25 protein-coding genes and 1 pseudogene are annotated in these 26,373 nt (G+C 72.2%); 15 read left to right on the top strand and 11 right to left on the bottom strand.

The window, feature by feature from the left end; genetic code table 11:
- The 6 genes from JWR81_RS23910 to JWR81_RS23885 form a co-directional block, all read left to right on the top strand.
- On the top strand, positions 1-296 hold a 296-nt coding region (locus JWR81_RS23910), incomplete at its 5' end, for a cobalamin-dependent protein (RefSeq protein WP_297657381.1).
- Between the two features lie 170 nt (positions 297-466).
- Complete coding sequence (locus tag JWR81_RS23905) at positions 467-1,462, top strand: ABC transporter permease (protein ID WP_297657378.1); 996 nt, start codon at positions 467-469, stop codon at positions 1,460-1,462.
- A 31-nt stretch (positions 1,463-1,493) separates the two neighbouring features.
- Positions 1,494-3,230 (top strand): ABC transporter substrate-binding protein, encoded by a 1,737-nt coding sequence (locus JWR81_RS23900; protein ID WP_297657375.1) that lies wholly within the window; start codon positions 1,494-1,496, stop codon positions 3,228-3,230.
- Between the two features lie 113 nt (positions 3,231-3,343).
- Positions 3,344-4,357, top strand: a complete 1,014-nt coding sequence (locus JWR81_RS23895) for an ABC transporter permease (RefSeq protein ID WP_297657362.1) — start codon at positions 3,344-3,346, stop codon at positions 4,355-4,357.
- Positions 4,358-4,394: 37 nt separating this feature from the next.
- A complete protein-coding gene (locus JWR81_RS23890) occupies positions 4,395-5,477 on the top strand; it encodes an ABC transporter ATP-binding protein (protein ID WP_297657350.1) in 1,083 nt (360 codons plus the stop codon).
- A 17-nt stretch (positions 5,478-5,494) separates the two neighbouring features.
- The gene (locus JWR81_RS23885; RefSeq protein WP_297657347.1) at positions 5,495-6,526 is read left to right on the top strand and encodes an ABC transporter ATP-binding protein; all 1,032 of its coding nucleotides are present in this window, start codon (positions 5,495-5,497) and stop codon (positions 6,524-6,526) included.
- A 225-nt stretch (positions 6,527-6,751) separates the two neighbouring features.
- Here JWR81_RS23885 and JWR81_RS23880 read toward each other — a convergent pair whose 3' ends face one another.
- The 3 genes from JWR81_RS23880 to JWR81_RS23870 form a co-directional block, all read right to left on the bottom strand.
- Positions 6,752-7,702 (bottom strand): hypothetical protein, encoded by a 951-nt coding sequence (locus JWR81_RS23880; protein ID WP_297657345.1) that lies wholly within the window; start codon positions 7,700-7,702, stop codon positions 6,752-6,754.
- Between the two features lie 194 nt (positions 7,703-7,896).
- Positions 7,897-8,772 carry a transporter substrate-binding domain-containing protein gene (locus JWR81_RS23875; RefSeq protein ID WP_297657342.1) on the bottom strand — a complete coding sequence of 292 codons (876 nt, stop codon included), beginning with the start codon at positions 8,770-8,772 and terminating at the stop codon, positions 7,897-7,899.
- Between the two features lie 56 nt (positions 8,773-8,828).
- Positions 8,829-9,602, bottom strand: coding sequence for an enoyl-CoA hydratase-related protein (locus JWR81_RS23870; protein ID WP_297657339.1), 774 nt, complete (start codon positions 9,600-9,602; stop codon positions 8,829-8,831).
- A 69-nt stretch (positions 9,603-9,671) separates the two neighbouring features.
- On the opposite strand from JWR81_RS23870, the gene JWR81_RS23865 reads away from it, so the two are divergent.
- The 3 genes from JWR81_RS23865 to JWR81_RS23855 are packed head-to-tail and all read left to right on the top strand — an operon-like array spanning position 9,672 to position 12,388.
- Positions 9,672-10,412 (top strand): class I SAM-dependent methyltransferase, encoded by a 741-nt coding sequence (locus tag JWR81_RS23865; protein ID WP_297657335.1) that lies wholly within the window; start codon positions 9,672-9,674, stop codon positions 10,410-10,412.
- 44 nt (positions 10,413-10,456) lie between these two features.
- A complete protein-coding gene (locus JWR81_RS23860; RefSeq protein WP_297657332.1) occupies positions 10,457-11,164 on the top strand; it encodes a TetR/AcrR family transcriptional regulator in 708 nt (235 codons plus the stop codon).
- Between the two features lie 18 nt (positions 11,165-11,182).
- Entirely contained in the window at positions 11,183-12,388 is a 1,206-nt protein-coding gene (locus JWR81_RS23855; RefSeq protein WP_297657329.1) for a cytochrome P450, read from the top strand.
- On the opposite strand, the gene JWR81_RS23850 is transcribed toward JWR81_RS23855, so the two are convergent.
- The 3 genes from JWR81_RS23850 to JWR81_RS23840 form a co-directional block, all read right to left on the bottom strand.
- Positions 12,385-13,545, bottom strand: a complete 1,161-nt coding sequence (locus JWR81_RS23850; protein ID WP_297657326.1) for an acyl-CoA dehydrogenase family protein — start codon at positions 13,543-13,545, stop codon at positions 12,385-12,387. The genes JWR81_RS23855 and JWR81_RS23850 overlap by 4 nt on opposite strands.
- Positions 13,532-14,104, bottom strand: a complete 573-nt coding sequence (locus JWR81_RS23845) for a TetR/AcrR family transcriptional regulator (RefSeq protein WP_297657387.1) — start codon at positions 14,102-14,104, stop codon at positions 13,532-13,534. Before JWR81_RS23845 ends, JWR81_RS23850 begins: the two co-directional genes overlap by 14 nt.
- Before the next feature lie 153 nt (positions 14,105-14,257).
- Positions 14,258-14,788 (bottom strand): NUDIX hydrolase, encoded by a 531-nt coding sequence (locus JWR81_RS23840; protein WP_297657384.1) that lies wholly within the window; start codon positions 14,786-14,788, stop codon positions 14,258-14,260.
- 456 nt (positions 14,789-15,244) lie between these two features.
- On the opposite strand from JWR81_RS23840, the gene nucS reads away from it, so the two are divergent.
- Positions 15,245-15,904, top strand: a complete 660-nt coding sequence (gene nucS, locus JWR81_RS23835; RefSeq protein ID WP_297657323.1) for an endonuclease NucS — start codon at positions 15,245-15,247, stop codon at positions 15,902-15,904.
- Here the strand turns inward: nucS and JWR81_RS23830 are convergent.
- A complete protein-coding gene (locus JWR81_RS23830) occupies positions 15,856-16,068 on the bottom strand; it encodes a hypothetical protein (protein ID WP_297657320.1) in 213 nt (70 codons plus the stop codon). The genes nucS and JWR81_RS23830 overlap by 49 nt on opposite strands.
- A gap of 190 nt (positions 16,069-16,258) precedes the next feature.
- Here JWR81_RS23830 and JWR81_RS23825 point away from each other — a divergent pair, with 190 nt between their 5' ends.
- The 3 genes from JWR81_RS23825 to JWR81_RS23815 all read left to right on the top strand — a co-directional run bounded on the left by JWR81_RS23825 (position 16,259) and on the right by JWR81_RS23815 (position 19,915).
- On the top strand, positions 16,259-17,743 hold the full coding sequence (locus tag JWR81_RS23825) for an aldehyde dehydrogenase family protein (RefSeq protein WP_297657317.1): 1,485 nt from the start codon (positions 16,259-16,261) through the stop codon (positions 17,741-17,743).
- A 76-nt stretch (positions 17,744-17,819) separates the two neighbouring features.
- Complete coding sequence (locus JWR81_RS23820) at positions 17,820-19,604, top strand: 3-hydroxyacyl-CoA dehydrogenase family protein (RefSeq protein WP_297657314.1); 1,785 nt, start codon at positions 17,820-17,822, stop codon at positions 19,602-19,604.
- 17 nt (positions 19,605-19,621) lie between these two features.
- Positions 19,622-19,915: a hypothetical protein gene (locus tag JWR81_RS23815; RefSeq protein WP_297657310.1), complete on the top strand. Its 294-nt coding sequence runs from the start codon at positions 19,622-19,624 to the stop codon at positions 19,913-19,915.
- Positions 19,916-19,968: 53 nt separating this feature from the next.
- Here JWR81_RS23815 and JWR81_RS23810 read toward each other — a convergent pair whose 3' ends face one another.
- From JWR81_RS23810 to mce, 3 genes are all read right to left on the bottom strand, one after another.
- Positions 19,969-21,198, bottom strand: a complete 1,230-nt coding sequence (locus JWR81_RS23810; protein ID WP_297657307.1) for a hypothetical protein — start codon at positions 21,196-21,198, stop codon at positions 19,969-19,971.
- Between the two features lie 99 nt (positions 21,199-21,297).
- The gene (ccrA, locus tag JWR81_RS23805) at positions 21,298-22,629 is read right to left on the bottom strand and encodes a crotonyl-CoA carboxylase/reductase (RefSeq protein ID WP_297657304.1); all 1,332 of its coding nucleotides are present in this window, start codon (positions 22,627-22,629) and stop codon (positions 21,298-21,300) included.
- A gap of 162 nt (positions 22,630-22,791) precedes the next feature.
- A complete protein-coding gene (gene mce / locus JWR81_RS23800) occupies positions 22,792-23,247 on the bottom strand; it encodes a methylmalonyl-CoA epimerase (protein ID WP_297657301.1) in 456 nt (151 codons plus the stop codon).
- 140 nt (positions 23,248-23,387) lie between these two features.
- Here mce and JWR81_RS23795 point away from each other — a divergent pair, with 140 nt between their 5' ends.
- Both JWR81_RS23795 and meaB read left to right on the top strand, forming a co-directional pair.
- Positions 23,388-24,581: an acetyl-CoA C-acetyltransferase gene (locus JWR81_RS23795; RefSeq protein WP_297657298.1), complete on the top strand. Its 1,194-nt coding sequence runs from the start codon at positions 23,388-23,390 to the stop codon at positions 24,579-24,581.
- Positions 24,582-24,602: 21 nt separating this feature from the next.
- Complete coding sequence (gene meaB, locus JWR81_RS23790) at positions 24,603-25,586, top strand: methylmalonyl Co-A mutase-associated GTPase MeaB (RefSeq protein ID WP_297657295.1); 984 nt, start codon at positions 24,603-24,605, stop codon at positions 25,584-25,586.
- Between the two features lie 95 nt (positions 25,587-25,681).
- Here the strand turns inward: meaB and JWR81_RS23785 are convergent.
- Positions 25,682-26,373, bottom strand: a pseudogene (locus JWR81_RS23785) (hypothetical protein); the annotation flags it as partial.

Genomic DNA, 26,373 nt, shown 5'->3' with positions numbered 1-26,373 from the left:
AGGGCATCCGGCTCACCCCGGCCCAGATCGTGGCGGCCGCCGTGCAGGAGGACGTGCACGTCGTAGGGCTGTCGGTGCTGTCGGGTTCGCACCTCGAGGTGGTGCCCGCGGTGGTCGAGGGGCTGCGTGCGGCGGGCGCGGGCGATGTGCCGGTGATCGTCGGCGGCATCATCCCGGCCGAGGACGAGGCGACCTTGCGCGCCAAGGGCGTCGCGGCCGTGTTCACGCCCAAGGACTACAAGCTCACCGAGATGATGGACGAGATCGTCACGATCGTGTTGGCGGCCCATCGCTGAGCTCGCCTCAGCCGTACGGTCCAACCGTTTGCCCGGATCGTTATAGAAGGGGCCCGGGAGAGAACCCCTGCACCGGTTAAGGTCCTCCGCGATCAGCCTGACCGATGCGAGACGGGGTGGCGAACGCGTGGACCGACTGTGACGGCGCCACAAGAACGCGTGGACCGACTGTGACGGCGCCACAAGAGGTGACCGGCTCGGCGGTCCAGGCCGACCCCGAGGCCGTCACCGTGGGCATGGGCACCGCCATCCAGGGCCGCTCCCTCGGTCAGATCGCCTGGAGGCGGCTGCGCCGCGACAAGGTCGCCCTCGGCGGCGGTGTGGTGATCGTGCTGCTGATCCTGGTCGCGATCTTCGCGCCCGCGATCGTGGCGGTGCTGGGGCACGACCCCCTGGAGTTCCACTACGACCAGGTGGACCCCAACCTGCAGGTGTCGCCCGGCTTCTTCGGCGGCATCAGCCCGCACTTCCTGTTCGGTGTCGAGCCGGTCAACGGGCGCGACATCTTCAGCCGCGTGGTCTACGGCGCCCGCATCTCGCTGCTCATCGCGTTCTTCGCCACGTTGCTCGCCGTCATCGTCGGCACGTTCTTCGGGATCGTCGCCGGCTACTTCGGCGGTTGGGTCGACACGATCATCAGCCGGACCATGGACGTCTTCCTCGCGTTCCCGATCCTGCTGTTCGCCCTCGCGCTGGCCGGCATCATCCCGGACCAGGCGTTCGGCCTGCAGGGTGACGCGCTGCGCATCGTCCTGATCATCGCGATCGTCGGCCTGTCGAGCTGGCCCTACATCGGCCGCATCATCCGCGGTCAGACGCTGTCGCTGCGCGAGCGCGAGTTCGTCGACGCCGCCCGTAGCCTCGGCGCCCGCAGCCCCCGCATCCTGTTCTCGGAGATGCTGCCCAACCTCGTCGCGCCGATCCTCGTGTACTCCACGCTGCTGATCCCGACGAACATCCTCTTCGAGGCCGCCCTGTCCTTCCTCGGTGTCGGCATCCGGCCGCCCACCCCGAGCTGGGGCGGCATGCTCTCCGACGCCACGCACTGGTTCCAGATCGCCCCGAACTTCATGGTCTTCCCCGGCTTGGCGATCTTCGTGACGGTGCTCGCGTTCAACCTGTTCGGCGACGGCCTCCGTGACGCGCTCGATCCGCGCTCCCGGTGAACAACAAGCTCCACACGACAGAGGGGTGCTCATGAGGAGTAGGCGGAGAGTCGCGGTGGTCGCGCTGGGCGCGGTCGCGGCGCTGGTACTGGCGGCCTGCGGCGGTGGCTCGTCGAGCTCCTCGGGCTCGTCGTCGGACGTGAACGGGGTCCACAACCCGTCCGACGTCACGGGCGGCACCCTGCGGTACGCGAACTCGGGTGACTGGGACTCCCTGGACCCCGCCGACACGTACTACGCCTACTCGTGGAACTTCGCCCGGCTCTACGGCCGCTCCCTGGTGATGTTCAAGTCGGCCCCCGGCGCCCAGGGCACCACCCTGGTGCCCGACCTGGCTCAGACGCTCGGCGTCCCCAGCGACAACGCCAAGACGTGGACCTACAAGCTGCGCCCGGGCGTCAAGTTCGAGGACGGCACGCCCGTCACGAGCCGGGACGTCAAGTACGCCGTCGAGCGCTCGCTGGACAAGACGACGTTCCCGAACGGACCGACGTACTTCAACGACTTCCTCGACCTGCAGGGCTACACGAGCCCCTACTCGGACCCCGACCCGAACAAGCTCGGCCTGAAGGCGATCGAGACGCCCGACGACCAGACGATCATCTTCCACCTGAAGACGCCGTTCAGCGGGTTCGACTACTTCGCCCAGCTGCCGGCCACCATGCCGGTGCCGATCGCGAAGGACACGGGCACGAAGTACAAGGAGCACGTGGTCTCCACGGGCCCGTACATGTTCAAGACGAACGACCTGGGCAAGAGCTTCACGATGGTGCGCAACCCCAACTGGAGCCAGGCCACCGACCCCAACCGCAAGCCGCTGCCCGACGAGATCGACGTGGCGCTCAACGTCAACGCCGACGACATCGACAACCGCCTGCTGTCCGGTGACCTGGACGTCGCGATCGAGGGCAGCGGCCTCGGCCCGGCGGCGCAGGGCAAGGTCCTCGCCGACCAGACGCTGAAGGCCAACACCGACGACGCGGCCGTGGCGCGGCTCTGGTACGCGAACATCAACTCCGACGTCGCCCCGCTGAACAACATCCACTGCCGGATGGCGATCGAGTACGCGGCGGACAAGACCGGCTACCAGCGCTCCTACGGCGGCTCCAGCGGTGGCGACATCGCCTCCAACCTGCTGCCTCCGCTGATCCCCGGCGCCGAGAAGTTCGACGACTACGCGACGCCGAACAGCGCCGGTGACGTGGCCAAGGCCAAGGACCAGCTCGCGCAGTGCGGCCAGCCCAACGGCTTCTCCACCAGCATCTCCTACCGGGCCGAGCGCCCGAAGGAGAAGGCGACGGCCGAGTCGCTGCAGCAGTCGCTCGCCAAGGCCGGCATCAACCTGACGATCAAGCCCTACCCCCTGGGCGACTACTTCAAGCTCTACGCGGGCAAGCCGGACTTCGCCAAGGCCAACGGCCTCGGCATGATGATCACCGGGTGGGGCGCTGACTGGCCGGACGGCTACGGCTTCCTCGACCAGATCGTCGACAGCCGGGTGATCCGCGCGAGCGGCGGCAACACCAACCTCGGTGTGAAGGACCCCGCGGTCGACGCGATGATCGACAAGGCGCTGCAGACCACCGACACCGCCGCTCGCGAGCAGATCTGGGTCGACATCGACAAGAAGGTCATGTCCGACGCGTTCATCCTCCCGGGCATCTGGTCGAAGAGCCTGCTCTACCGGCCGCCGAACCTGACCAACGCGTTCGTCACCAACGGCTTCCAGATGTACGACTACCTCGCGCTGGGTACCACCCGGAAGTGATTCCGGCCGGCCCCGACGCGACGACCCGGAGGTAGGTGAAGGCACGTGGTGGTCCGTCGGATGGTCCGCACCTGATCGGTGCGCACCGTCCGGCGGGCGACCTGCCGTAGTTCATGGCGGTCTACATCGTCCGGCGGCTCGTCGCGGCAGTGATCCTGCTGCTGATCGTCACCGCTGCCACGTTCGTGATCTTCTTCCTGGTGCCCCGGCTGGCCGGGGCCACCCCTGACGACCTGGCCTCCCGCTACGTCGGCAAGAGCGCGGACCCGGCCCAGATCCACGCCATCGCGGTGAAGCTGGGCTTCACCGAACCGATCTGGGTCCAGTACGGGCACTTCCTGAGCGGGCTGCTGTTCGGGCAGGACTACCCGACCGGCCCGACCACGGTGCACTGCGACGCCCCGTGCTTCGGCTACTCGTTCCTCACGCAGAACCCGGTGCTGCCCGACCTGCTCGACCGGCTGCCGGTCACGCTGTCGCTGGCCGCGGGCGCCGCCGTGCTCTGGCTGGTGGGCGGCGTGGCCGTCGGCGTCCTGTCCGCGCTGCGCCGCGGCTCGGTCTTCGACCGCGCCGCCATGGGCGTCGCGCTCGCCGGCGTCTCGCTGCCGATCTTCTTCACCGGCCTGCTGTCGCTGTCGATCTTCAGCTACGCGCTCGGCTGGACCGCCCCCGGCGGCAGCTACACGCCGATCGAGGACAACCCCTTCGAGTGGGCCTACGACCTCCTCCTGCCCTGGATCACCCTGGCGTTCCTCTACGCGGCCGGCTACGCGCGGCTGACCAGGGCCGGGATGCTCGACACCATGGGTGAGGACTTCATCCGCACGGCGCGCGCCAAGGGGCTCCCCGAGCGCACGGTGGTGCTCAAGCACGGGCTGCGCTCCGCGCTGACGCCGATCCTGACGATCTTCGGGCTGGACCTGGGCCTGCTGCTCGGCGGCGCGATCCTCACCGAGAGCACCTACTCGCTGCCGGGCATCGGCAAGTACTCCGTGGACGCGGTGGTCAGCAACGACCTGCCCAAGATCCTCGGCGTGGTGCTGATCGGCAGCATCTTCATCATCCTGGCCAACCTGATCGTGGACCTGCTCTACGCCGTGATCGACCCGCGGGTGAGGTACTCATGACGCCCGACGACGTACTTTCTGCCGCGGAGGCCGCATCGTGACCGAGGACGTCCTGGCGGGCGGCGCCGGCCCGGCGCCGGAGCGCTCCGGGGTCCGCGGCGACCACGCGTTCCTCGACGTGCGGGACCTGCGCGTTCAGTTCCCCACCGACGACGGCATGGTCAAGGCCGTCGACGGGCTGTCGTTCAGCCTCGAGCGGGGCAAACGCCTCGGGATCGTGGGCGAGTCCGGCTCGGGCAAGAGCGTCACCAGCCTGTCGATCATGGGCTTGCACAAGAGGGGCTCGGCGCAGATCTCCGGCGAGATCTGGCTCGGCGGCCAGGAGCTCGTGTCGTCCGCACCGGAGCAGGTGCGCAAGCTGCGCGGCAAGACGATGGCGATGATCTTCCAGGACCCGCTCTCGGCGATGCACCCGTACTACTCGGTGGGCCACCAGATCGTGGAGGCCTACCGGCTCCACAACGACGTCAGCAAGGCCGACGCCCGCAAGCGCGCGGTGGACCTGCTCGACCGCGTCGGCATCCCGCAGGCGAAGTCGCGGTTCGACGACTACCCGCACACGTTCTCCGGCGGGATGCGGCAGCGCGCCATGATCGCGATGGCGCTGTCGTGCAACCCCGACCTGCTCATCGCCGACGAGCCCACCACCGCGCTCGACGTGACGGTCCAGGCGCAGATCCTCGACCTGATCGTCGACCTGCAGTCGGAGTTCGACTCGGCCGTCGTGATCATCACCCACGACCTCGGGGTCGTCGCGGAGCTGGCCGACGACATCCTCGTGATGTACGGCGGGCGTTCCGTGGAGTACGGCACGGCCCTGGACGTGTTCACCTCCCCGCAGCACCCGTACACGTGGGGGCTGCTGGGGTCCATGCCCCGGTGGGACCGGGAGCGCACCGAGCGGCTGCTCCCCATCCCGGGCAACCCGCCCAGCCTCATCAACGTGCCGTCCGGGTGCGCGTTCCACCCGCGCTGCGCGTACGCCGACCGCACCGGCGGGCGCTCGCAGACCGAGCGGCCCGAGCTGCGCGACACCGCGGGCGGCCACCTGGCCGCCTGCCACCTGTCCGTAGAGGAGCGTCAGCAGATCTTCGCCGACGAGATCAGGCCCAAGCTGTGAGCACAGGGGAGAGGACCGTGCCGGAACCGACCACCACGGAGCCGCTGCTGCGCGCCACCGGGCTGCAGAAGCACTTCCCGGTGCGCCGCGGGCTGCTGCAGCGCAAGGTCGGCGCCGTGCAGGCCGTCGACGGGCTGGACTTCTCGGTGCGTCGCGGCGAGACGCTGTCGCTGGTGGGGGAGTCGGGCTGCGGCAAGACCACCACCGGCCGGCTGCTCACGCGCCTCATCGAGCCCACCGACGGCACCATCGTCTTCGACGGGCGCGACATCAGCCACCTCGGCCAGGGCGCGCTGCGGCCGATGCGCCGCGACATCCAGATGATCTTCCAGGACCCGTACTCCTCGCTGAACCCGCGCCACACGGTCGGGAAGATCGTCGGGGCGCCGTTCGAGATCCAGGGCGTCACACCGCCCGGCGGGGTCAAGAAGGCCGTGCAGGAACTGCTGGAGCTGGTCGGGCTATCGCCCGAGCACTACAACCGCTACCCGCACGAGTTCTCCGGCGGGCAGCGCCAGCGCATCGGCATCGCCCGCACGCTGGCACTGCGACCCAAGCTCATCGTGGCCGACGAGCCGGTTTCGGCGCTGGACGTCTCCATCCAGGCGCAGGTGGTCAACCTGCTGGAGGATCTGCAGGACGAGCTCGGCCTGACCTACGTGCTCATCGCGCACGACCTGTCGGTGGTGCGGCACGTGTCCGACCGCGTGGCCGTCATGTACCTGGGCAAGATCATGGAGATCGGTGACGCGGCGGACGTCTACAGCCGCCCGATGCACCCCTATACGGTGGCGCTGCTCTCGGCCGTCCCGATCCCGGACCCCACTCGCACGGGCAAGCGCGAGCGGATCCTGCTGTCCGGCGACGTGCCCAGCCCGCTGAACCCGCCCGCGGCCTGCCGCTTCCACACCCGGTGCTGGAAGGCGCAGGAGATCTGCGGCGTCGAGACCCCGCCGATGGTGGAGCTGGAGCCCGGCCACGAGGTGGCATGCCACTTCCCCGAGAACCAGCCGGCCGCGGCGACGGAGATCTCCGCGACGGCCACCTGAGGGCCCCTAGCGCGGCGCCGAGGTGGCCTTCGCGGGTCCCTGGCTGTCGCCGCCGGTGTCATGGACCACCAAGGAGCTGCGCGATACCGCTACCTCGGTGCCCGCGGGAACGCGCAGCTGCCCGAGGTGGCGAGGTCCTGCGCTTCCGGGCACGAGTGGTGCCGGGACGCCCGGAACGGGTCGCGCCAGCGGTGCGACGGGTGATCGCCGCGGCCCCCGCGGGGATCAGTTGGCGTTCTCCTTCTCCTCGCCGCGGCGGCGTAGCAGGCGGAAGCCGGGGATGCCGTTGATCGCCTGACGGATCTCGTCGAGCTGGTTGAGCAGCTCGTGCACGTCCGGGCCGACCCTGTCCAGGGTGACCAGGATCGGCATGACGTCGTTCACCACGTGGTCGGTGATCTGGGGGAGCTGGTCCACCAGCTTGATCGCGGCGCCCAGTTCCTCCTCGGAGAACTCGGCCACGAAGCGGCGGGCCAGCGGGGCGGCGCCCTCGGCGATCGGCTTGTAGGTCTCCAGCAGCGCGTTGGCGGTGTCGGCGGCCCCGGCCGCGGTGATGACGATCGTGCGGGCGTCGGCGGCCACGGAGCCGGCGTCGGACACCAGGCCCGCGGCACCGTCGGCCACCGTCCCGGCGCGGGCGACGAGGGCGGCGGCACCGTCGGCCACGAGATCGGCACGCCCGACGAGTCCTGCCGCGCTGCTGGCGACCCCGTCGGCCCGCTCCACCAGGCCGGCGGCGTTGGTGGCGACCCCCTCGGCACGGGCGACGAGCCCGGCGGCGCCGTCGGCGACGACGTCGGCGCGGCTGATCAGCGCCGCGGCCCCGTCCGCCACCGTGCCCACGCGTTCGAGCAGCGGCTCGACCTGCGCGACGAGGGTGTCGGCGCGGCCGACCACGTCGTCCACGCGGGCGATCGCGGTGCGCACGTCGTCCAGCACGTCGTCGACGGAGCCGATGATGCCGTCGGCGCGGCCGACGATCCCGTCCACGCCGTCGGCGAGCCGGCTGATGCGCCCGACCAGGCCCTCGACGTCGTCGAGCAGGCCTGCCACGCGCTCCGGCAGGCCCGCCACCACCTCGACGGCCTCGTCCGTCCAGCCCATCACCGCCCGGGCCCCGGCGATCATGTCCATGGGACCGACCCACACCGGCAGCCCGGCGACGCGCAACACCATGGCGCGATCTTCGCCTATCCGGCCGCGGCCGGCTTGAACGGGCTGACCCGGCGAGCGGGGGCATCCGCCCCGACGTTCGGGTGAGCGCGGTGGAATGACGATGCTCGGCGCACCGGAGCAGCTGTTCACGGACCGCGCGAGCCGCGGACGCAGGAGTTCCTGCGGGGCGGTGCTCGCTGGGGGTCGGTTCTCGGCTAGTTCGATCCCGGCAGCTTCGGCTCGGGGCCGCAGAGCGCGTCGACCGTCAGGTTCGTGGGCGGCAGGTTCGCCGGCCCGAACCCGAACGGCGCGGTGATCCGCAGCCACTCGCCGGAGGACTGCAGCGCGGCCAGCCCGGCGTCGAAGGGGGCGAGCAGGTCGGCGTCGGCGGGCCGGACGGCGAACGCGCCCGCGGGCACGACGGCCCTGCCGGCGATCGTCGGGTCCACGGGGGCGGTGACCTCGACCCCGGAGCCGGGGTTGCGGCGCAGCACATCGGCCAGCGAGATCGCGGTCAGCGCCCCGACGGGCACGTCCTGGGCGGCCACCGCCCGGAAGAGCGCGCCCTGGCTGCCGTAGTCCACGAGCTGGTCGTCGGACACGCCGGCGGCGCGGGCGTAGTCGCGCTCGGACGAGTCGGGCAGCACCGCGAGCCGGACGCCGCTGCGCGCGACGTCGCGGAACGTGCGGATGCCCCGCGGGTTGCCGGTGCGCACCAGGAACGCCGGTGGGGCGAGGAAGTCGGGGCGGGAGAACGCGACCCGCGCGCAGCGGGCGGGGGTGACCGACATCCCGGCGGCGATCATGTCGAACTGGCCGGCGAGCAGCCCCGGGATCAGCTGGTCGAAGCCCACCTGCACGGCGTCGAGGCTGCCGATACCCATGCCGGCGAGCACCGCGCGGGCAACCTCGGGCTGTGAGCCGGTGATCCGGCCGCCGGTGTCGGTGTAGCCGAAGGGCTCCTCGCCCGACAGGCCGACGCGCAGGGCCCCGTTGCTGCGGGCCCGATCCAGGGTGGAGCCGGTACCCGGTGCGCAGGCGACGAGGGAGGCGACTCCGGCGACCGCGAGGAACGTCCGGCGGGTGATCATCGCGGCCCAGGCTATGTCGGGTCGTGGCTCGGCGCCCGCCGGGCCTGCAACCGGTACTAGTCCGGCCAGACCGCGGGCCGTTTCTCCAGGAACGACGCCATGCCCTCCTTCGCGCCGGGGCTCTGCGACAGCGACGCCATCACCTCCACGGCGATCGCGTAGGCGTCGGCCTCGGGGCGGTCGAACTGGGCGTAGAGGGTCTGCTTGCCCACACCCTTGCCGAACCGGCTGCCGCGGGTGGCCCGGGCGAGCAGGTCGTCGACGCGGGCGTCGAGCTCGGCGTCCGGCACCGCGTAGTTGACGAGACCCCACTCGGCGGCGGTGGCGGCGTCGATCGCGTCGCCGGTCAGGGCCAGCTCCATGAGCCGCTTGCGCCCGACGTTGCGGGCCACGGGCACGGCGGGGGTGTGGCAGAACCAGCCGCCCTTGCCACCGGGCAGGGCGAACCCGGCCGACTCGGCGGCCACGGCGAGGTCGCACGTGGCGACGAGCTGACAGCCCGCCGCGGTGGCGATCGCCTGCACCCGCGCGATCACGACCTGCGGCACCTCCTGGATGGTGGTCATGAGCCTCGTGCAGAGCTTGAGCAGGTCCCGGACGCCGGCGAGGTCGCGCGAGGAGACGTCGGCGAAGTCGTGGCCCGCAGAGAACGCCTTGCCCTCCGCGGCCAGCACGATGCCCGTGGCGTCGCTGCGACCGGCGGTCTCGAAGGCGTCGAGCAGTTCGCGCAGGTGGCCCTCGGACAGCGCGTTGCGGCGCTCGGGGCGGTTCATCGTGATCCGCACGGTATCGCCGTCGTGCTTGACCAGCAGGTTCTCGTAGTCGGCCATGTGGCCACGGTAACCCGGGGGACAGGCGTCACGCGCCATCCTCACCGGTGCCGGATTACCGTCGGGTGCATGGCCGGTGAGCGGGCGACGTCGTTCGGAGCGGTGGCGGAGAGCTACGACCGGTTGCGGCCCCCGCCGCCGCCCGCGGCCCTCGACTGGCTGCTGCCGGACGGGTGCGCGGTGGCCGTCGATCTCGCGGCGGGCACCGGCCTGCTGACCCGCGAGCTGGAGCGGCGGGTCGCCCGGGTCGTCGCGGTCGAGCCCGACGCCCGGATGCGGGCGGTGCTGTCGGCGCGGTCGCCGCAGGTGGAGGCGGTCGAGGGCCGCGGCGAGGCGATCCCGCTGCCCGACGGGACCGCCGACGCGGTGTTCGTCTCCTCGGCGTGGCACTGGATGGACCCCGCGCTCGCCGTGCCCGAGATCGCACGCGTGCTGCGCCCCGGGGGCCGCTTCGGCCTGCTGTGGACGAGCCGTGACAGCGAGGTCGGCTGGGTGCGGGACCTCGATCGCCTGCGGCGCCGCGAGGCCGCCACGGACGGGCGCCGCCGCCCCGTCCGCGACGTCACCCTGGCCGGGTCCGCGCCGTTCGCCGGCGTCGCCGAGGCGTCGTTCACGTACACGCGTCCCATGGCCCTCGACGACGTCGTGGGCATGCTCGGCACCTACAGCGGGTCGATCGTCGCCGATCCGCGGGAGCGCGCCGCGAGCCTGGACCGGGCCCGCGCGCTGCTGCGGGAACGCTTCCCGGGTGCGGACCTGATCGACGTGCCGGTGCGGTCCCACTGCTGGCGGGCCGACCGGAACTCCTAGCCGAGCCGCTTGTCCGCGACCGGGGCGAGGCCTACTGTGACTGCGTGACCGAAATTCAAATACAGTCACACGGTCAGGACGAGCGGGCGGAGCGCGTCCTCGACGCCGCGGCCGAGCTGCTGCTGCGCTGGGGCTACCAGCGCGTCACGATCGAGGAGGTCGCCAAGCACGCCGCCATCGGCAAGGGCACCGTCTACCTGCACTTCCGCACGAAGGACGCGCTGTTCCTCACCGTGCTGCTGCGCGCCCACCACCAGGTGATCGGCACGATGGCCGACCGGATGGACGCCGACCCCGACGAGGCGCTGCCGTCGCGGATGATGCGGTCGGTCTACCTGGACCTGGCCGCCGACCCCCTGGCGCGCGCCCTCTACCTCGGCGATCCCGACGTCCTCGGCCGGCTCTCCCAGGAGGCGTCCGGCACGCTGGGCGGCCTCGCCCTCGTCCGCGACGAGGTGGCGCGGCGCACCCTGACGCTGCTGCGCGACGCCGGGTGCCTGCGCACCGACATCGGCGTGGACGAGCAGATGCACGTGCTCGGCGCCGTCGGGGCCGGCTTCTTCTTCGTCGACGCGCTGCCGGGCTCGCCTCCCGACCCCGTCGTGCGTGCCGACCTGATGGCCTACGCCGTGGCGGCCGCGCTCGAGACGCCGTCGGCGCACGTCACTCCCGAGGTGGCCGCCGCGGTCGCCGAGGCCTACCGATCACTGATCTCCCACGTCGACGACGAGTGGCGCCGTCGCGTGCGTTGAGCCCGAGGGGCGAAGGACATGACCGCACAGCCGAACATCATGGACCCGGATCTGGTCGCCGACCCTTACCGCGGCTACGGCCTGATCCGCGAGGAGGCGCCCGTCGTCCTGGGAACGGCGATGGACGGCAGCCCGTGCTGGTACGTCACACGCCAGGAGGACGTGCGTGCGGCACTGGGTGACCACCGCTTCGTCACGAACCCGGTGACGGTGGGGGCCGCCGACCCGCGCGCGACCATCCTGGCGTCGATGGGGGTGCCCCAGGAGCTCCTGGGCTACCTCACCTCCACCATCCTCGACGTCGACGGCATCGACCACACGCGCGTCCGCAAGCTCGTGTCGCGCACGTTCACGGTGCGCCGTGTGAACGAGCTGCGCTCCCGCGTCGAGGCCATCGCCACCGAGCTCCTGGACGGGCTGCCCGGCCACGTCGACCTGCTCGCCGAGTACGCCTACCCGCTGCCGATCACGGTGATCTCGGAGCTGGTCGGGGTGCCGGTGGAGGACCGGCCCGACTGGCGGCGGTGGGCGACGGCGCTGGTGACGTTCGACAAGGAGAGGGTGCCCGACGCGCTGCGCGACATGGTCGCGCACTGCGAGAACCTGATCCGGATGCGGCGCGGGGAGCCCACCGACGACCTCATCAGCGGCCTCGTCACCGAGCACGACGAGGACGACCGGCTCACCGACACCGAGATCGTCACGATGATCTTCACGCTGGTGATGGCCGGCCACGAGACCACCGCGCACCTGATCTCCAACGGCACCCTCGCGCTGCTGCGGCACCCCGACCAGCTCGACCTGCTGCGCCGCGACCCGTCGTTGTGGCCCGGCGCGGTGCACGAGCTGATGCGCTTCTGCGGGCCCGTGCACATCACGCGGCTGCGCTACGCCACCGAGGATCTCGTCGTGGGCGGCCAGCAGATCCACGCGGGCGACGCCGTGCAGTCGGTGCTGGTCTCGGCGAACTTCGACCCCCGCGTCTACGACGACCCGGAGCGGCTCGACGTCACGAGGCGGCCGTCCGGGCGCGGTGACGGGCACGTCGGGTTCGGCCACGGCGCGCACTACTGCCTGGGGGCCGCCCTGGCCAGGCAGGAGGGCGGGGTCGCACTGCGTGCGCTGGTGGACCGCTTCCCCGCCCTCGCGCTCGACGGCGCCACGGACTGGGTGCCGATGCCGGGCTCGCACCGGCTGAAGGCGCTGCCGGTGCGGCTGCGCTAGTAGCTCCGCGGGAGCCCGAGGGTGTGCTGGGCGATGAAGTTCAGGATCATCTCCCGGCTCACCGGGGCGATCCGCGCGGTGCGGACGGCGCCGATGAGCGTGCCCACGCCGTACTCGACGGCCATGCCGTTGCCGCCGTGCGCCTGCACCGCGGCGTCGACGGCGTTGATGGCGGCCTCGGCGGCGGCGTACTTCGCGATGTTCGCGGCCTCGCCCGCGGCGGCGTGGTCGCCGGCGTCGTAGAACCAGGCAGCGCGGGTGGTCGCCATCCGCGCCAACTCCACCTCGACGTGCGCCTTGGCCAGTGGGTGCGCGATGGCCTGGTGGCTGCCGATCGGGGCCTTCCAGACCGTGCGGTCCCTGGCGTAGTCGGTGCCCTTGCGCAGCGCGTAGCGGGCGAGGCCGTTGGAGTAGGCGGCCACCGTGATGCGCTCGGGGTTGAGGCCCGCGAACAGCGCGGCGAGGCCGGCCTCCTCGCCGCCGACGAGCGCGTCGTCGGGGAGCAGGGCGTCGTCGAAGAAGACGGTGAACTGCTTCTCCGGGCTCTGGATGGCCATCTCGATCGGCTGATAGGTCATGCCGGGGGTGTCGGTGGGGACGATGAACATGGCCGGGCGCAGCGTGCCCTGCGCGCCCTCCAGCCGGGCCACGACCAGCGTCGCCTCGGTCTCGTCGACGCCGGAGATGTAGTACTTCGTGCCCGACAGGCGCCAGCCCTTGCCGTCCGGGTCGCGGCGCGCGGTGGTGGTGATGTTGTGGGAGTTCGATCCCGCGTCCGGCTCGGTGATGGCGAACGACATCTTCGCGGTGCCGTCGGCGAAGCGGGGGAGCCAGCGCTCCTTCTGGTCGACGGTGCCGCTGGTGGCGATCACGGTCGCGGCGATCGCCGGCGACACCACGATGAGCAGCAACGGGCAGCCCGCCGCCGCGATCTCCTCCGCGACGATCGACAGCTCCACCATCCCGGCCCCGCCGCCGCCGTACTCGGCGGGCACGGCCACCCCCAGGTAGCCGTTCTCGCCGGCCTCCTTCCACAGCTCGGTGGTCTTGCCGCCGGTGCGGGCCTTGTCGATGAGGTACTCGTGGCCGTACTTCGCGGCCATCGCGGCCACGGACTTCCGCAGCAGCTGCTGCTCGTCGGTCTCACGCAGGTCCATGCGGTGCCTCCAGGTGCTGGTCGGACAGGCGGGCGTCGAGTCGGCGGGCCCAGTCGTCGAGAACGTGCCGGCGACGCGGGCCGTCGTCGGACAGGAGTGCGGAGATGCCGAGCCCGCGCACCATGTCGAGGGTCTGCTGCACGGCCACGCGGACGCCGGGCCGGGACTCGTCGGCGCCCAGCAGCTCGACGGTGAGGCGGTGCGTCTCGCACCCGACCTCGGCCTCCAGCGGCACCACGGCCTCGCGCAGCACGGGATCGGTGCGGGCGGCCACCCACAGCTCGAGCATCGCGCGGAACAGCGGCCCGGTGTGCAGCCGCGCCAGCATGTCGAGGACGGCGGCGGTGCGGCCCGGGCCGGTGGGCAGCAGGGCGGCGCGCTCGCGCACCTCGGCGAAGCGCGCGGCCCCGATGTGCTGGACGGCGGCGAGCACGAGCTCGGCACGGGTGGGGTAGTGGTGCAGCTGCGCACCCCGGGAGACCCCCGCCCGCCGGGCGACGACCGTGGTGGTGGTGCCGGACCAGCCCAGCTCCGCGAGGCAGTCGACGGTGGCGTCCATCAGCTTCGTGCGGGTGGCGTCACTGCGCTCCTGCTGACGGCTCGTCGTCACCCGGCGAGCATGCGGGGCGCGGAACAAACAGTCAAGCCTGCTTGTAGCCCGCGAGTCGACACGTCCGGTGCGCGAGTCCGCCCCGGCCGGGCCCGCGAGTCGTCACGACCGGTCGTGCAGCAGCAGGAGCAGGTACGCGGCCAGGCTCTGCGCGTCGACGAGCTCGGAGCCGCGCACCATCTCCTCGAACTCCGCTGTGGTGAACCAACGGGCGCGCATGTCCTGCTCGGTGTGCTCGCGCCGGGCCGGGCCCGCCGTCAGCTCGGTCGCCAGGAAGACGTGCTCGCGCTGGCTCGACATCCCGGGCGCGATGTCGAGGTCGCCGAGCAGTTCCATCCGCCCCGCGACGAGGCCGGTCTCCTCCTCGAGCTCCCGCGCGGCGAGGACGTCGGGCGCGACCTCGGCGCGGTCGGGCGCGGTGCCCATCGGGAACTCCCAGCGTCGCTGCCCGACCGGGTAGCGGAACTGCTCGACGAGGTGCAGCCGCTCGCCGTCGCGGGGGATGATCACTGCGGCCGTCGGCTTGTCGACCACCCCGTAGATGCCGTCGCTGCCGTCGGCGCGGCGGATCGCGTCCTCGCGCACGGTCATCCAGCTGTTGGCGTAGACCTGACGGCTGCTGATCGTCTCCACACCCGGCAGTATCGCGGCGCGGTGCTCGATCCCGTCCACCCCGGCCGCGATCGCGTCGACGATGGCGCAGTGCGCGTGCGCGTGGGCGGTGACCGGGAGGCCGTGGCGGCGGATCCTGCGCTCCTGGCCGGCGCCGCCGGACCCGAGCGAGCCTCGACGGCGATCGCCGGACGGGAGGCGGGACCTGGCCCGAGTCGCGCCGGAGCTGGGGGTGTCGTCCGGGGCGATGCGCCGGAGCACGGGTTCGCCCTCTTCGAGGCGGTCACGAGCTTCTTCGTCGACCTCGCCGCCGACACGGGCCTGGCGCTCGTGCTCCACGTCCAGCACGTTCTGGCCGAGCTGGGCTTCTCAGCCCGCAGCCAGATCGCGGCCAGGGTCGCGCGCCGAGGCCGTCCCTGATCTCCCACACGCACGTGCCGTCGGTCGTCACCCGGTGGGGTCCTAGGGTGACGTCCCGTGCGTCTCGTCATCGCTCGCTGCCAGGTCGACTACGTCGGCCGCCTCACCGCCCATCTCCCGATGGCGCCGCGGCTGCTGCTGGTGAAGGCCGACGGGTCGGTGAGCATCCACGCCGACGACCGCGCCTACAAGCCGCTTAACTGGATGAGCCCGCCGTGCTGGCTCGAGGAGCAGCCCGGCGTGTGGACGGTGCGCAACAAGGCCGACGAGTCGCTCGTCATCACCATCGACGAGGTGCTGCACGACACGAAGCACGAGCTGGGCGTCGATCCCGGACTGGTCAAGGACGGGGTCGAGGCACACCTGCAGGAGCTGCTGGCCGCGCACCCGACCACCTTCGGTGAGGGGTACACGCTGGTCCGCCGCGAGTACATGACGGCGATCGGGCCCGTCGACCTGCTGCTGCGCGACGCCGCCGGCGGCTCGGTGGCGGTCGAGGTCAAGCGCCGGGGTGAGATCGACGGCGTCGAGCAGCTCACCCGCTACCTCGAGCTGATGAACCGGGATCCGCTGCTCGCACCCGTGGCGGGCGTCTACGCCGCGCAGCAGATCAAGCCACAGGCCCGCACGCTCGCGGAGGACCGCGGCATCCGCTGCGTCGTCGTCGACTACGACGCGTTGCGCGGCACCGAGTCGACGGACTTGCGGCTCTTCTGACCCTTCCGCTTCTTCCCGGGCGCGGGCTCGTCGACCTCGACGGGGGCGACGGCGGCCTGCTCGGCGCTCAGGGGCAGCTCGTGGATGTGCAGCGGCTGCGAGCAGTGGACCGTGAGCTCGCAGGCCACCAACAGGGCGCTGCGCACGTCGTGGCCGAGGCGCACGCCGGTGCGCGCGTACTCGACGCCGCTGTCGGCCGCACCCAGAGCTCGTGGTGGCTGATGGACGGGTCGGGGTCGACCGAGGTCAGCTTGCCGTCGAACGCGAGCGACCCGATGACGATCCGGTCGACCTTGCCAGCGATGACCGTCATGGCGCGAGGACCGGCCCACTCGCAGGGCCTACTCTGGAGTAATGACCGCCACCGAGGTGCCCGGCGCCCAGGCGACCTTCGAGTCGCTCGACCCCCGCACCGGCGACGTCGTCGGCACCCATCCGGTGCACGACGCCACGGCCGTCGAGCTGGCCGTGGCCCGGGCGGTGGAGGCCGCGCAGTGGTGGGCCGGCCTCGGGTTCGCCGAGCGCGGGCGCCGGCTGGGGGAGTGGCGCAAGGCCCTGGTCCGCCGCCTCGACGACATCGCCCGCGTCGTCTCCGACGAGACCGGCAAGCCCTTCGACGACGCGCGCCTCGAGCTCGTGCTGGCCATCGACCACCTGGGTTGGGCCGCGAAGCACGCCGAGAAGGTGCTCGGGAAGCGGAAGGTGTCCTCCGGCCTGCTCATGGCCAACCAGGCGGCGACGCTGCGCTACGCGCCGATCGGTGTCGTCGGCGTGATCGGACCGTGGAACTACCCCGTCTTCACGCCCATGGGCTCCATCGCCTACGCGCTCGCCGCGGGCAACGCGGTGGTGTTCAAGCCCAGCGAGCTGACGCCCGGCGTGGGCACCGCGCTGGCCGACTCCCTCGCCGAGATCGTCGACGGCCACCCGCTGCTGCAGGTCATCACCGGGTTCGGGGAGACGGGCGCGGCGCTGTGCCGGGCGAAAGGCGTCGGCAAGATCGCCTTCACCGGCTCGACGGCCACCGGCAAGCGCGTGATGGCCGCGTGCGCCGAGACGCTCACGCCGGTGCTCATCGAGTGCGGCGGCAAGGACCCGCTCATCGTCGACGCGGACGCCGACCTCGAGGCGGCGGCCGACGCCACCGTGTGGGGCGGCATGTCCAACGCGGGCCAGACCTGCGTGGGCGTCGAGCGCGTCTACGTCGTGGAGAACGTGGCCGACCGGTTCATCGCCAAGGTCGTGCGCAAGGCCGAGGCGCTGCGGGCGGGGTCCGCGGGCGACTTCGGCCCGATGACCATGGCCTCGCAGAGCGACATCGTCCGCGGGCACGTCGAGGACGCGCTGGCCAAGGGCGGCCGGGCCGTCGTCGGTGGGGAGGCGTCACTGCACCCGCCGTTCATCGACCCGGTGGTGATCGTCGAGGTGCCGGAGGACAGCACCGCCGTCACCGAGGAGACGTTCGGGCCGCTGCTCGTCGTCAACCGGGTGCCGGACGTCGACGAGGCCGTGCGCCGCGCCAACGCCACCGGCTACGGCCTGGGCGCCACCGTGTTCTCGAAGAAGCGCGGCGAGGAGATCGCGGCGCGGCTGCGCTGCGGCATGGTCGCGATCAACGGGGTGATCTCGTTCGCCGGCATCCCCGCCCTGCCGTTCGGCGGCGTGGGCGACTCCGGTTTCGGCCGCATCCACGGCGAGGACGGGCTGCGCGAGTTCACCCGCCCGCAGGCCGTGGCGCGGCAGAAGTTCGCGCTGCCCATCGCCGTGACCAGCTTCAAGCGCACCTCGCGCGGAATGAACGCGCTGCTGGGACTGGTGCGGCTGCGCCACGGGAGGTAGTGCTCACAAGCCCGGGCCGTCCCGCTGGTCGGGATGGAAGGATGCCGGGGAACATCCCCCAACGACGGAGGTAGGCGTGGGACGCGAGTTCCGGACGGTCGGCGTGGTCGGCCTGGGCACCATGGGCGCAGGCATCGTGGAGGTCTTCGCCCGCAACGGGCTGCAGGTGATCGCAGCCGAGACCAACACCGACGCCGTCGAGCGGGGCCGCGCGCACCTCGACACGTCCACCTCGCGTGCCGTCGGCCGCGGCAAGCTGTCGCAGGAGGACGCCGACGCGCTGCTCGGGCGCGTCACCACCACCACGTCGCTGGTCGACCTCGCCGACGCCGACCTCGTCATCGAGGCAGTGCCGGAGAGCCTCGACCTCAAGGCCGCGGTGTTCTCCGAGCTGGACAAGGTCTGCCGTCCGGACACGATCCTGGCGTCCAACACCTCGTCGCTCTCGGTCACCGAGCTGGCTGTGCGCACCGGGCGCCCCGGCAAGGTCATCGGGATGCACTTCTTCAACCCGGCCCCCGTGCAGAAGCTCGTGGAGCTGGTGCGCACCGTCGTCACCGAGCAGGACGTGGTGGACGACGTGAAGGCGTTCGCCGCCACCCTGGACAAGGTGCCCGTCGTCATCGGCGACCGCGCCGGCTTCATCGCCAACGCGCTGCTGTTCGGCTACCTCAACCACGCCGCGCGCATGTACGAGCACCGCTACGCCAGCCGCGAGGACCTCGACGCCTCGATGCGCTACGGCTGCGGCTACCCGATGGGCCCGCTGGCCCTGCTCGACCTCATCGGGCTCGACACGAGCTACGAGATCCTCGACACGATGTACGCGGAGTCGCGCAACCTGCTGCATGCGCCCGCCCCCGTGCTCAAGCAGATGATCACCGCGGGCCTGCTGGGCCGGAAGAGCGGCCGCGGTTTCTACACCTACGCCAAGCCGCACAGCTCGGAGGTCGTCCCCGACGCCGACACCCCCACGGGTGCCGTGCCCGAGGACGTCACCGTCCGCGACGTGCAGCGCGTCGGCGTCGTCGGCACCGGCACCATGGCCTCGGGCATCGTCGAGGTGCTGGCGAGCGCCGGGCTCGACGTCGTTGTGCGCGGGCGCAGCGACTCCAAGGTGGACGGCGCGATCACCGGCATCAGGAAGTCGCTGGAGAAGTCGGTGGTGCGCGGGCGCATGACCGACGACGACCGCGACGCCGCGCTCGCCCGCATCACCGGCACCACGCGCTTGGAGGACTTCGCCGACGCCGACCTCGTGATCGAGGCCATCGCCGAGGAGCTCGGCGTCAAGCGCGCGGTGTTCGCGGCGCTCGACGAGATCTGCAAGCCCGGCGCCATCCTCGCCACCACCACCTCGTCGCTGCCCGTGGTCGAGTGCGCGGCGGCCACCTCCCGGCCGTCCGACGTGATCGGGATGCACTTCTTCAACCCGGCCCCGGCCATGAAGCTGGTGGAGGTGGTCTCGACCATCACCACCGCCCCCGACGTCGCCGCCACCGCGCTCGCGCTCTGCGAGCGCCTGGGGAAGGTGCCGGTGAGCTGCGGTGACCGTGCCGGATTCATCGTCAACGCCCTGCTGTTCCCGTACCTCAACGACGCCGTGAAGATGCTCGAGGCGCACTACGCCACCGCCGACGACATCGACGCCGCCATGAAGACGGGCTGCGCGCTGCCGATGGGGCCGTTCGAGCTGCTCGACGTGGTCGGGCTGGACGTGTCGCTGGCCATCGAGCGGTCCCTGTACGCGGAGTTCCGCGAGGCCGGGTTCTCGCCCGCGCCGCTGCTGGAGCACCTCGTCAAGGCCGGGCGGCTCGGGCGCAAGACCGGCCACGGGTTCCGGGACTACGCCGCGCGCTGAGGCGCGTTACTCCTCTCATGGGACGCCGGACGCACCGACTGCAGCGCGCAGAGCACGTGCCGCTGCGGTCGGCGTCGTTCACCCGCGCCGAGACCGGGCCGGACGGCGAGTGGCTGGTGCGCAACGTGCCCGGCTCGTCGTCGGCGAAGTGGTACCGCTGCCCGGGCTGCGACCAGGAGATCCCCGCCGGCAAGCCGCACGTGGTGGCCTGGCCGGCAGCGGAGTACGGCTCGGTGGACGACCGGCGGCACTGGCATGCGCCGTGCTGGTCCTCGCGGGCGCACCGGCGCCCGGGCGGCCGGAGGCGCTGAGCCCCGCCGCCGACGGACAGGTCGTCGACCGCGGTGGGCCGGTTCCGCAGCGGTCAGGAGCGGGCCGAGGCGGCCTGCGGGCGGGGGCGGGCCCGCGGTGAGGGCGACGGAGCGCTTTTCGCGCCGTGCCCGGTCGGGGCATCCTCGGCGGCGATGTCGCGGGCGACGTCCACGTCGCCGTCCTCCTCCGGGATGTCCTGCCCGTTCCCGTCGGCGGGGATGGCTCCGCTGCCGGCCGTCTCGACACCGAGCCCCCGGGTGCCGAGCGCCGCTGCCGGCGCCGGCTCGTCGGCCGCGGCGGCCCGAGACAGCAGCGTCCCGACCTCCCCGGGCAGCGGCTCGAGATCGTCGATCGTCCGGCTCAGGGACGCGCGGGCGCTGCCGAGCTGCTCGAGGACGCGGCCGCGCAGGGCGGTGAGCTCGACGACCCTGCGCTCGGCGTCGGCCAGGATCCGCTTCGCGTGGGTCCGTGCCTCCTCGACGGTGGCGCGTGCGGTGGCCGCCGCGGTCTCGTGCATCTCCCGGATGCGCTGCCGCGTGGCCTCCTGCTCCGCGGCGAGCGCCGTCATCGCCTCCTTGCGGCGCTGGTCCGTCGCGATGAAGAAGTCCTCCTCCACCTGCGCGCGGCGGGCCTCGGAGTCGGCCCAGGACCGGGCCCTGGCCTGGTCGGCCTCGGTCGTGGCTGCGGCCAGCGCGGCGCGTCCGTCGGCCAGTTCAGCGTCCAGCTCGGCACGCAGCCGCTCGCGCTCGGAAGCCGCCGCGGCGTCGGCCTCGGCGATGGCCTGCTGGCCGGCGAGGCGGTCGGCCTCGAGCGCGGCGCGCAGGGCCGCGCGCTCCCGCTCGCCCCTCTCGGCGTCGGTGCGGGCGTTGAGGCGCACCGTCTCGACCTCGCCCCGGGCGTCGGCCAGGATCTTCTCGGCCTTCTGATCCGCCTCGCGGACGCGCTTGTTCACCTCGGTCTCGGCGCGCGCCAGCATCTCGGCGACCTCGTCCTCGGCCAGCCGCAGCATCGACCGCATGCGCTCGCTCATGCCCTGCACGTTCTGCTGCGGGCTCACGAGCGTGCGCACCTGGGCACGCAGGCGGTCGGCACGGGCCCGGGAGTCGTCGAGCTCGCGTGTCAGCTGGTCGGCCTGGTCGAGTGCGGCGTCCCGGTCGGCGGTGAGCACGCGCACCTCGGCGTCGAGGCGACGTAGGTGCGCGTCGACCTGTTCCTGGTCGTAGCCCTTCCTGACCACCTCGAAGCCGGTGTCGGACGCGGGCGCAACGGGGTCTCCGGCCATGAACTCACCGTACCCGGACGTGACACGGACGATGCCCCGGCGCGTGCTCCGCGGGTGAAGATCCTCACCCGCGGAGGTGACGCCGGGTCATCTCCGGCGTCAGATGCCGCGGAACCGGTTGATCCCCTCGAGATGGCGCTCCCGCAGCTCCGGGTTCGTCACGCCGAGGCCCTCCTCGGGCGCGAGGGCGAGGACACCGACCTTGCCCTGGTGGCTGTTGGTGTGGACGTCCAGCGCGGCCTGGCCCGTCTCGGCCAGCGGGTACACCTTCGACAGCGTCGGGTGGATCAGTCCCTTGGAGATGAGCTTGTTCGCCTCCCACGACTCGCGGTAGTTCGCGAAGTGCGAGCCGACGATCCGCTTGAGGTTCATCCACAGGTACCGGTTGTCGAACGAGTGCTCGTACCCGGACGTGGACGCGCAGGTCACGATCGTCCCGCCCTTGCGGGCGACGTAGACGCTCGCGCCGAACGTCTCGCGGCCCGGGTGCTCGAACACGATGTCGGGGTCGTCGCCGCCGGTGAGCTCGCGGATCTTCCCGCCGAGGCGCTTCCACTCCTTGGGGTCCTGGTGGTGCTCGTCGCGCCAGAACCTGTAGCCCTCGGCGGAGCGATCGATGATCAGCTCGGCACCCATCTTCCGGCAGATGTCGGCCTTCTCCGGCGAGGAGACGACGCACACCGGGGTGGCGCCGCCGTTGAGCGCGAACTGGGTGGCGTACGAGCCCAGGCCGCCCGAGGCGCCCCAGATCAGCACGGTGTCGCCCTGCTTCATGTCGGCGCCGTTGCGCGAGACGAGCTGGCGGTAGGCCGTGGAGTTCACGAGGCCCGGGGCCGCCGCCTCCTCCCAGGTGAGGTGCTCGGGCTTGGGCATGAGCTGGTTGGACTTCACCAGCGCCAGCTCGGCCAGCCCGCCGAAGTTCGTCTCGAAGCCCCAGATGCGCTGTTCGGGATCCATCATCGAGTCGCCGTGGCCGTCCGGGCTCTCCAACTCGACCGACAGGCAGTGCGCCACCACCTGGTCGCCCGGCTTCCACGCGTTGACCCCGGGGCCGGTGCGCAGCACGACGCCGGCCAGGTCGGAGCCCACCACGTGGTAGGGCAGGTCGTGGCGCTTGGCGAGCGGCGAGATCCGCCCGTAGCGCTTGAGGAAGCCGAACGTGGACACCGGCTCGAAGATCGACGTCCAGACGGTGTTGTAGTTGATGGCGCTGGCCATCACCGCGACGATCGCCTCACCCGGGCCGAGCTCGGGTGTCGGCACGTCGTCGAGGTGCAGGCTCTTGCGCGGGTCCTTCTCGCGCGAGGGGATGCCCGCGAACATCTCCGCCTCGTCCTCGTGGACGGTGACGCCGCGGTAGTGGTCCGGCACGGCGAGTCCGCCGAGCGCGTCGTGCTCTCCCGCGAGAATCGCGTCGAGGATCTCCTGCACGGCTTGGCCTCCGATGGCTCGAGTCTGCTTGGTATCCCAAAAGTTACTGCGAAGTATGGTACCCGGAAACCCTTCCTGACGAGGGGGTTCCACCCAGTGGGCGTGACAAGCGCCATCTCGACCGGTCCAGTGACGGGTTCAGCGTCAAGAACCTCCGTCAGGTCAATGACCTGCGGCGGAGGGCTCCACGAGCTCGACGAGCACGCCGCCGGCGTCCTTCGGGTGCACGAAGTTGATGCGCGAGTCGGCGGTGCCGCGGCGCGGCGCGTCGTAGAGCAGCCGGACGCCCTTGTCCCGCAGAGCGGCGGACGTGGCCTCGATGTCGGCGACCCGGTAGGCCATCTGCTGGATACCGGGGCCGTTGCGGTCGAGGAACTTGCCGATCGCCGAGTCCGGGCGCAGCGGCGCGAGCAGCTGGATCGCGGCACCGGTGGTGTCGCCGGGCGCCGAGAGCATGGCCTCGCGCACACCCTGCTCCTCGTTGACCTCCTCGTGCGTGGAGACGAGGCCGAACGTCGCCCCGTACCAGGCGATGGCCTCGTCGAGGTCGGCGACCGCGATGCCGACGTGGTCCACCCCGATGACGCCGTGCTCGGCAAGACTGATCTGTTCTCCCATGGCGGGAATGTAACCCGGCGGTGTGCTGACGTGGGGTTGTGCGGCGCATCACCACCGTGACGAGGTGGTCGTCCGGGCTCATCGGACGCGCCGGCGGGTATCGTCGGCCGATCCCTGCCACCGCAGTTGCTGGAGGACACGTGTCCGGATCCGTCATCGTCGCAGGTGCCCGCACGCCCATGGGGCGCCTGCTGGGCCAGCTCAAGGACTTCTCCGGAGCCCAGCTCGGAGCCGTCGCCATCAAAGCCGCGCTGGAGCGTGCCGGCGTCAGCCCGGACCAGGTCCAGTACGTGATCATGGGGCAGGTGCTGACCGCCGGTGCCGGCCAGATCCCCGCCCGGCAGGCCGCGGTCGCCGCCGGCATCGGTATGGACGTGCCCGCGCTCACCATCAACAAGGTGTGCCTCTCGGGGCTCAACGCCATCGCGCTCGCCGACCAGCTGATCCGGGCCGGCGAGTGCGACGTGGTGGTGGCAGGCGGCCAGGAGTCGATGACCCAGGCCCCGCACCTGCTGTCGAAGTCGCGTGCCGGCTTCAAGTACGGCGACGTCAGCATGACCGACCACATGGCCAACGACGGCCTGTTCGACTCGTTCGACCAGGTGTCGATGGGAGCCTCCACCGAGAAGCACAACTCCCGCTACGAGATCACGCGGGCAGACCAGGACGAGTTCGCCGCCCAGTCGCACCAGCGCGCCGGCCGTGCGGTGGCGAGCGGGCTGTTCGGCGACGAGATCGCCCCGGTGGAGGTGCCCCAGCGCAAGGGTGACCCGATCGTCGTCGACGCGGACGAGGGCATCCGTCCCGAGACCACGGCCGAGAGCCTGGGCAAGCTGCGACCGGCGTTCTCCGCTGACGGCACCATCACGGCCGGTTCGTCGTCGCCGATCAGCGACGGCGCTGCCGCGGTGGTGGTGATGAGCAAGGCCAAGGCCGAGGAGCTGGGCCTGACCTGGCTGGCCGAGATCGGTGCTCAGGGCATGGTGGCAGGCCCCGACGACTCGAGCCTGCACGAGCAGCCGGCCAACGCCATCGCCGCGGCCTGCGCCAAGGAGGGCATCGCGCCCGCCGACCTCGACGTCATCGAGATCAACGAGGCGTTCGCCGCGGTGGGCGTGGTGTCCACCCGCAAGCTCGGCGTCGACCCGGAGAAAGTGAACCCGAACGGCGGCGCGATCGCCCTCGGGCACCCCATCGGCGCGTCGGGAGCGCGGCTCGCGCTGCACCTCGCCCTCGAGCTCCAGCGACGCGGCGGCGGCGTCGGTGCCGCGGCGCTGTGCGGTGGCGGTGGGCAGGGCGATGCCCTGATCCTGCGCGTGCCGGCCTCGAGCTGACACCTCCGAGACGGCACGGGCATGGCGCGGCGGCTCGACGTCCCCGACCTGGTGGAGCGGGCCCGGCGGGGAGAGCAGCTCGCCGTAGGGCGGCTGCTGTCGCTCGTGGAGTCCGACACTCCCGCAGGGCGTGAGGCCCTGCGGGAGGTGGCGGCCGCGCTCGCCCCGCACACCGGCCACGCGCACGTGGTGGGCCTGACCGGCCCGCCCGGCGTGGGCAAGAGCACCACCACGTCCGCGCTGGTGGGGGCGCTGCGCGCGCAGGGCCGACGAGTCGGCGTGCTCGCCGTGGACCCGTCGTCCCCCTTCTCCGGCGGGGCGCTCCTCGGTGACCGCGTGCGGATGGGCGAGCACGCCACCGACGACGGCGTGTTCATCCGCTCGATGGCCACGCGCGGCCACCTCGGCGGGCTGTCCTGGTCGACCCCGCAGGCGCTGCGCGTGCTCGATGCCGCCGGCTGCGACGTGGTGCTGATCGAGACCGTGGGCGTGGGGCAGAGCGAAGTGGAGGTGGTGGCGCTCGCCGACACCACGGTGGTGCTGCTCGCACCCGGGATGGGTGATGGGGTGCAGGCGGCGAAGGCGGGCATCCTCGAGGTGGCCGACGTGTTCGTGGTGAACAAGGCCGACCGCGACGGCGCCCCCCAGACGGTGCGCGACCTCCGGCACATGATCTCCCTCGGCGGCACCTCGGACGACGGAGCGTGGAAGCGCCCGGTGGTGAGCACGGTGGCGTCGCGGCAGGAGGGTCTCGATGACCTCGTGGCCGCCCTCGACACCCACCGCGACTGGCTCGACGCGAGTGGCGAGCGGGAGCGCCGCAGACTCGCCCGCGCGGCCGGGGAGATCGAGGCGATCACCCTGGACGAGCTGCGCACCCGCATCGGTGACGTCCGCGGCGGGAGCGGGCTGCCCGATCTCGCGAGGCGGGTGGTGGCCGGCGAGATCGACCCGTACCGCGCGGCCGAGGTGCTGGCGGGTGGCGTGGGGTCGGCCACGGGCTGATCCGGGGCCGGTGCGCCGGAGGGCTCGGGCCCGGTCGGCGGCGGCATGATCGGCGTGGCGCGCACGTGAGCGCCGCGGCGTGCCCGTGATGGGGATCATGGTGGCCCCAGCCGTGCGGGGATGCGGGTGGACCCGATGCGGACGGCGATCGCGCGGGCCTCGCGGGCGTGCTCGGCTGCGTCGTCGGGATCGTTACCGGCGAGGGCCACCGCCAGATCCGCGTGCAGCGCCCCCCGGTGCCGCGCCGACCGCGGCGCCGCGGCCAGGGCCTCCCGCAGCGGCGTGACGGCGGACGGGTCGTGCAGGGCCACCAGCGCCTCACCGCGCTGGCGGTGGAGGTCGGCGAGCTCGATGTCGGCGAGCTCGATCACGAGCGGGCCGGGCCATGCCCGGTCGACGCCGGACGCCGGCCCACCCTGCGATGACGCTCCGTGGGGCAGGGACCGCTCGGCGCGGCCGAACGCCTCGTGTGCGGCCTCCGGGTGACCGGCGGCGGCGTTCGCCAGGCCACGGGCGATCTGCCAGCGGACCACGGCTGCGGACGGCCCGTCCGGGGGCTCACCGCCGAGCAGGGTGAGCGCGGCGGCCGGCTCCCCGGCCTCCACCAGCACCGAGGCCAGCCCGGCGAGAGCCGCCGCCGCGGCCACCGGCCGGTGCGCCTCCCGTGCCGCCGCGCGGGACCGCTGGTAGGCCTCCCACGCGCGGTCGAGCTCGCCCGTGTCGAGGAACTGCGCCCCGGCGAGCGCCGTGGCGCCGGCCAGTACGGCGGCGACGGCAGCGCGCCGCT

This window comes from Pseudonocardia sp., assembly GCF_025965585.1.
Classification (GTDB): Bacteria; Actinomycetota; Actinomycetes; order Mycobacteriales; family Pseudonocardiaceae; genus Pseudonocardia.
The sequence above is the reverse complement of the archived record's forward strand: the minus strand, read 5'-3'. Positions and strand labels throughout refer to the sequence as shown.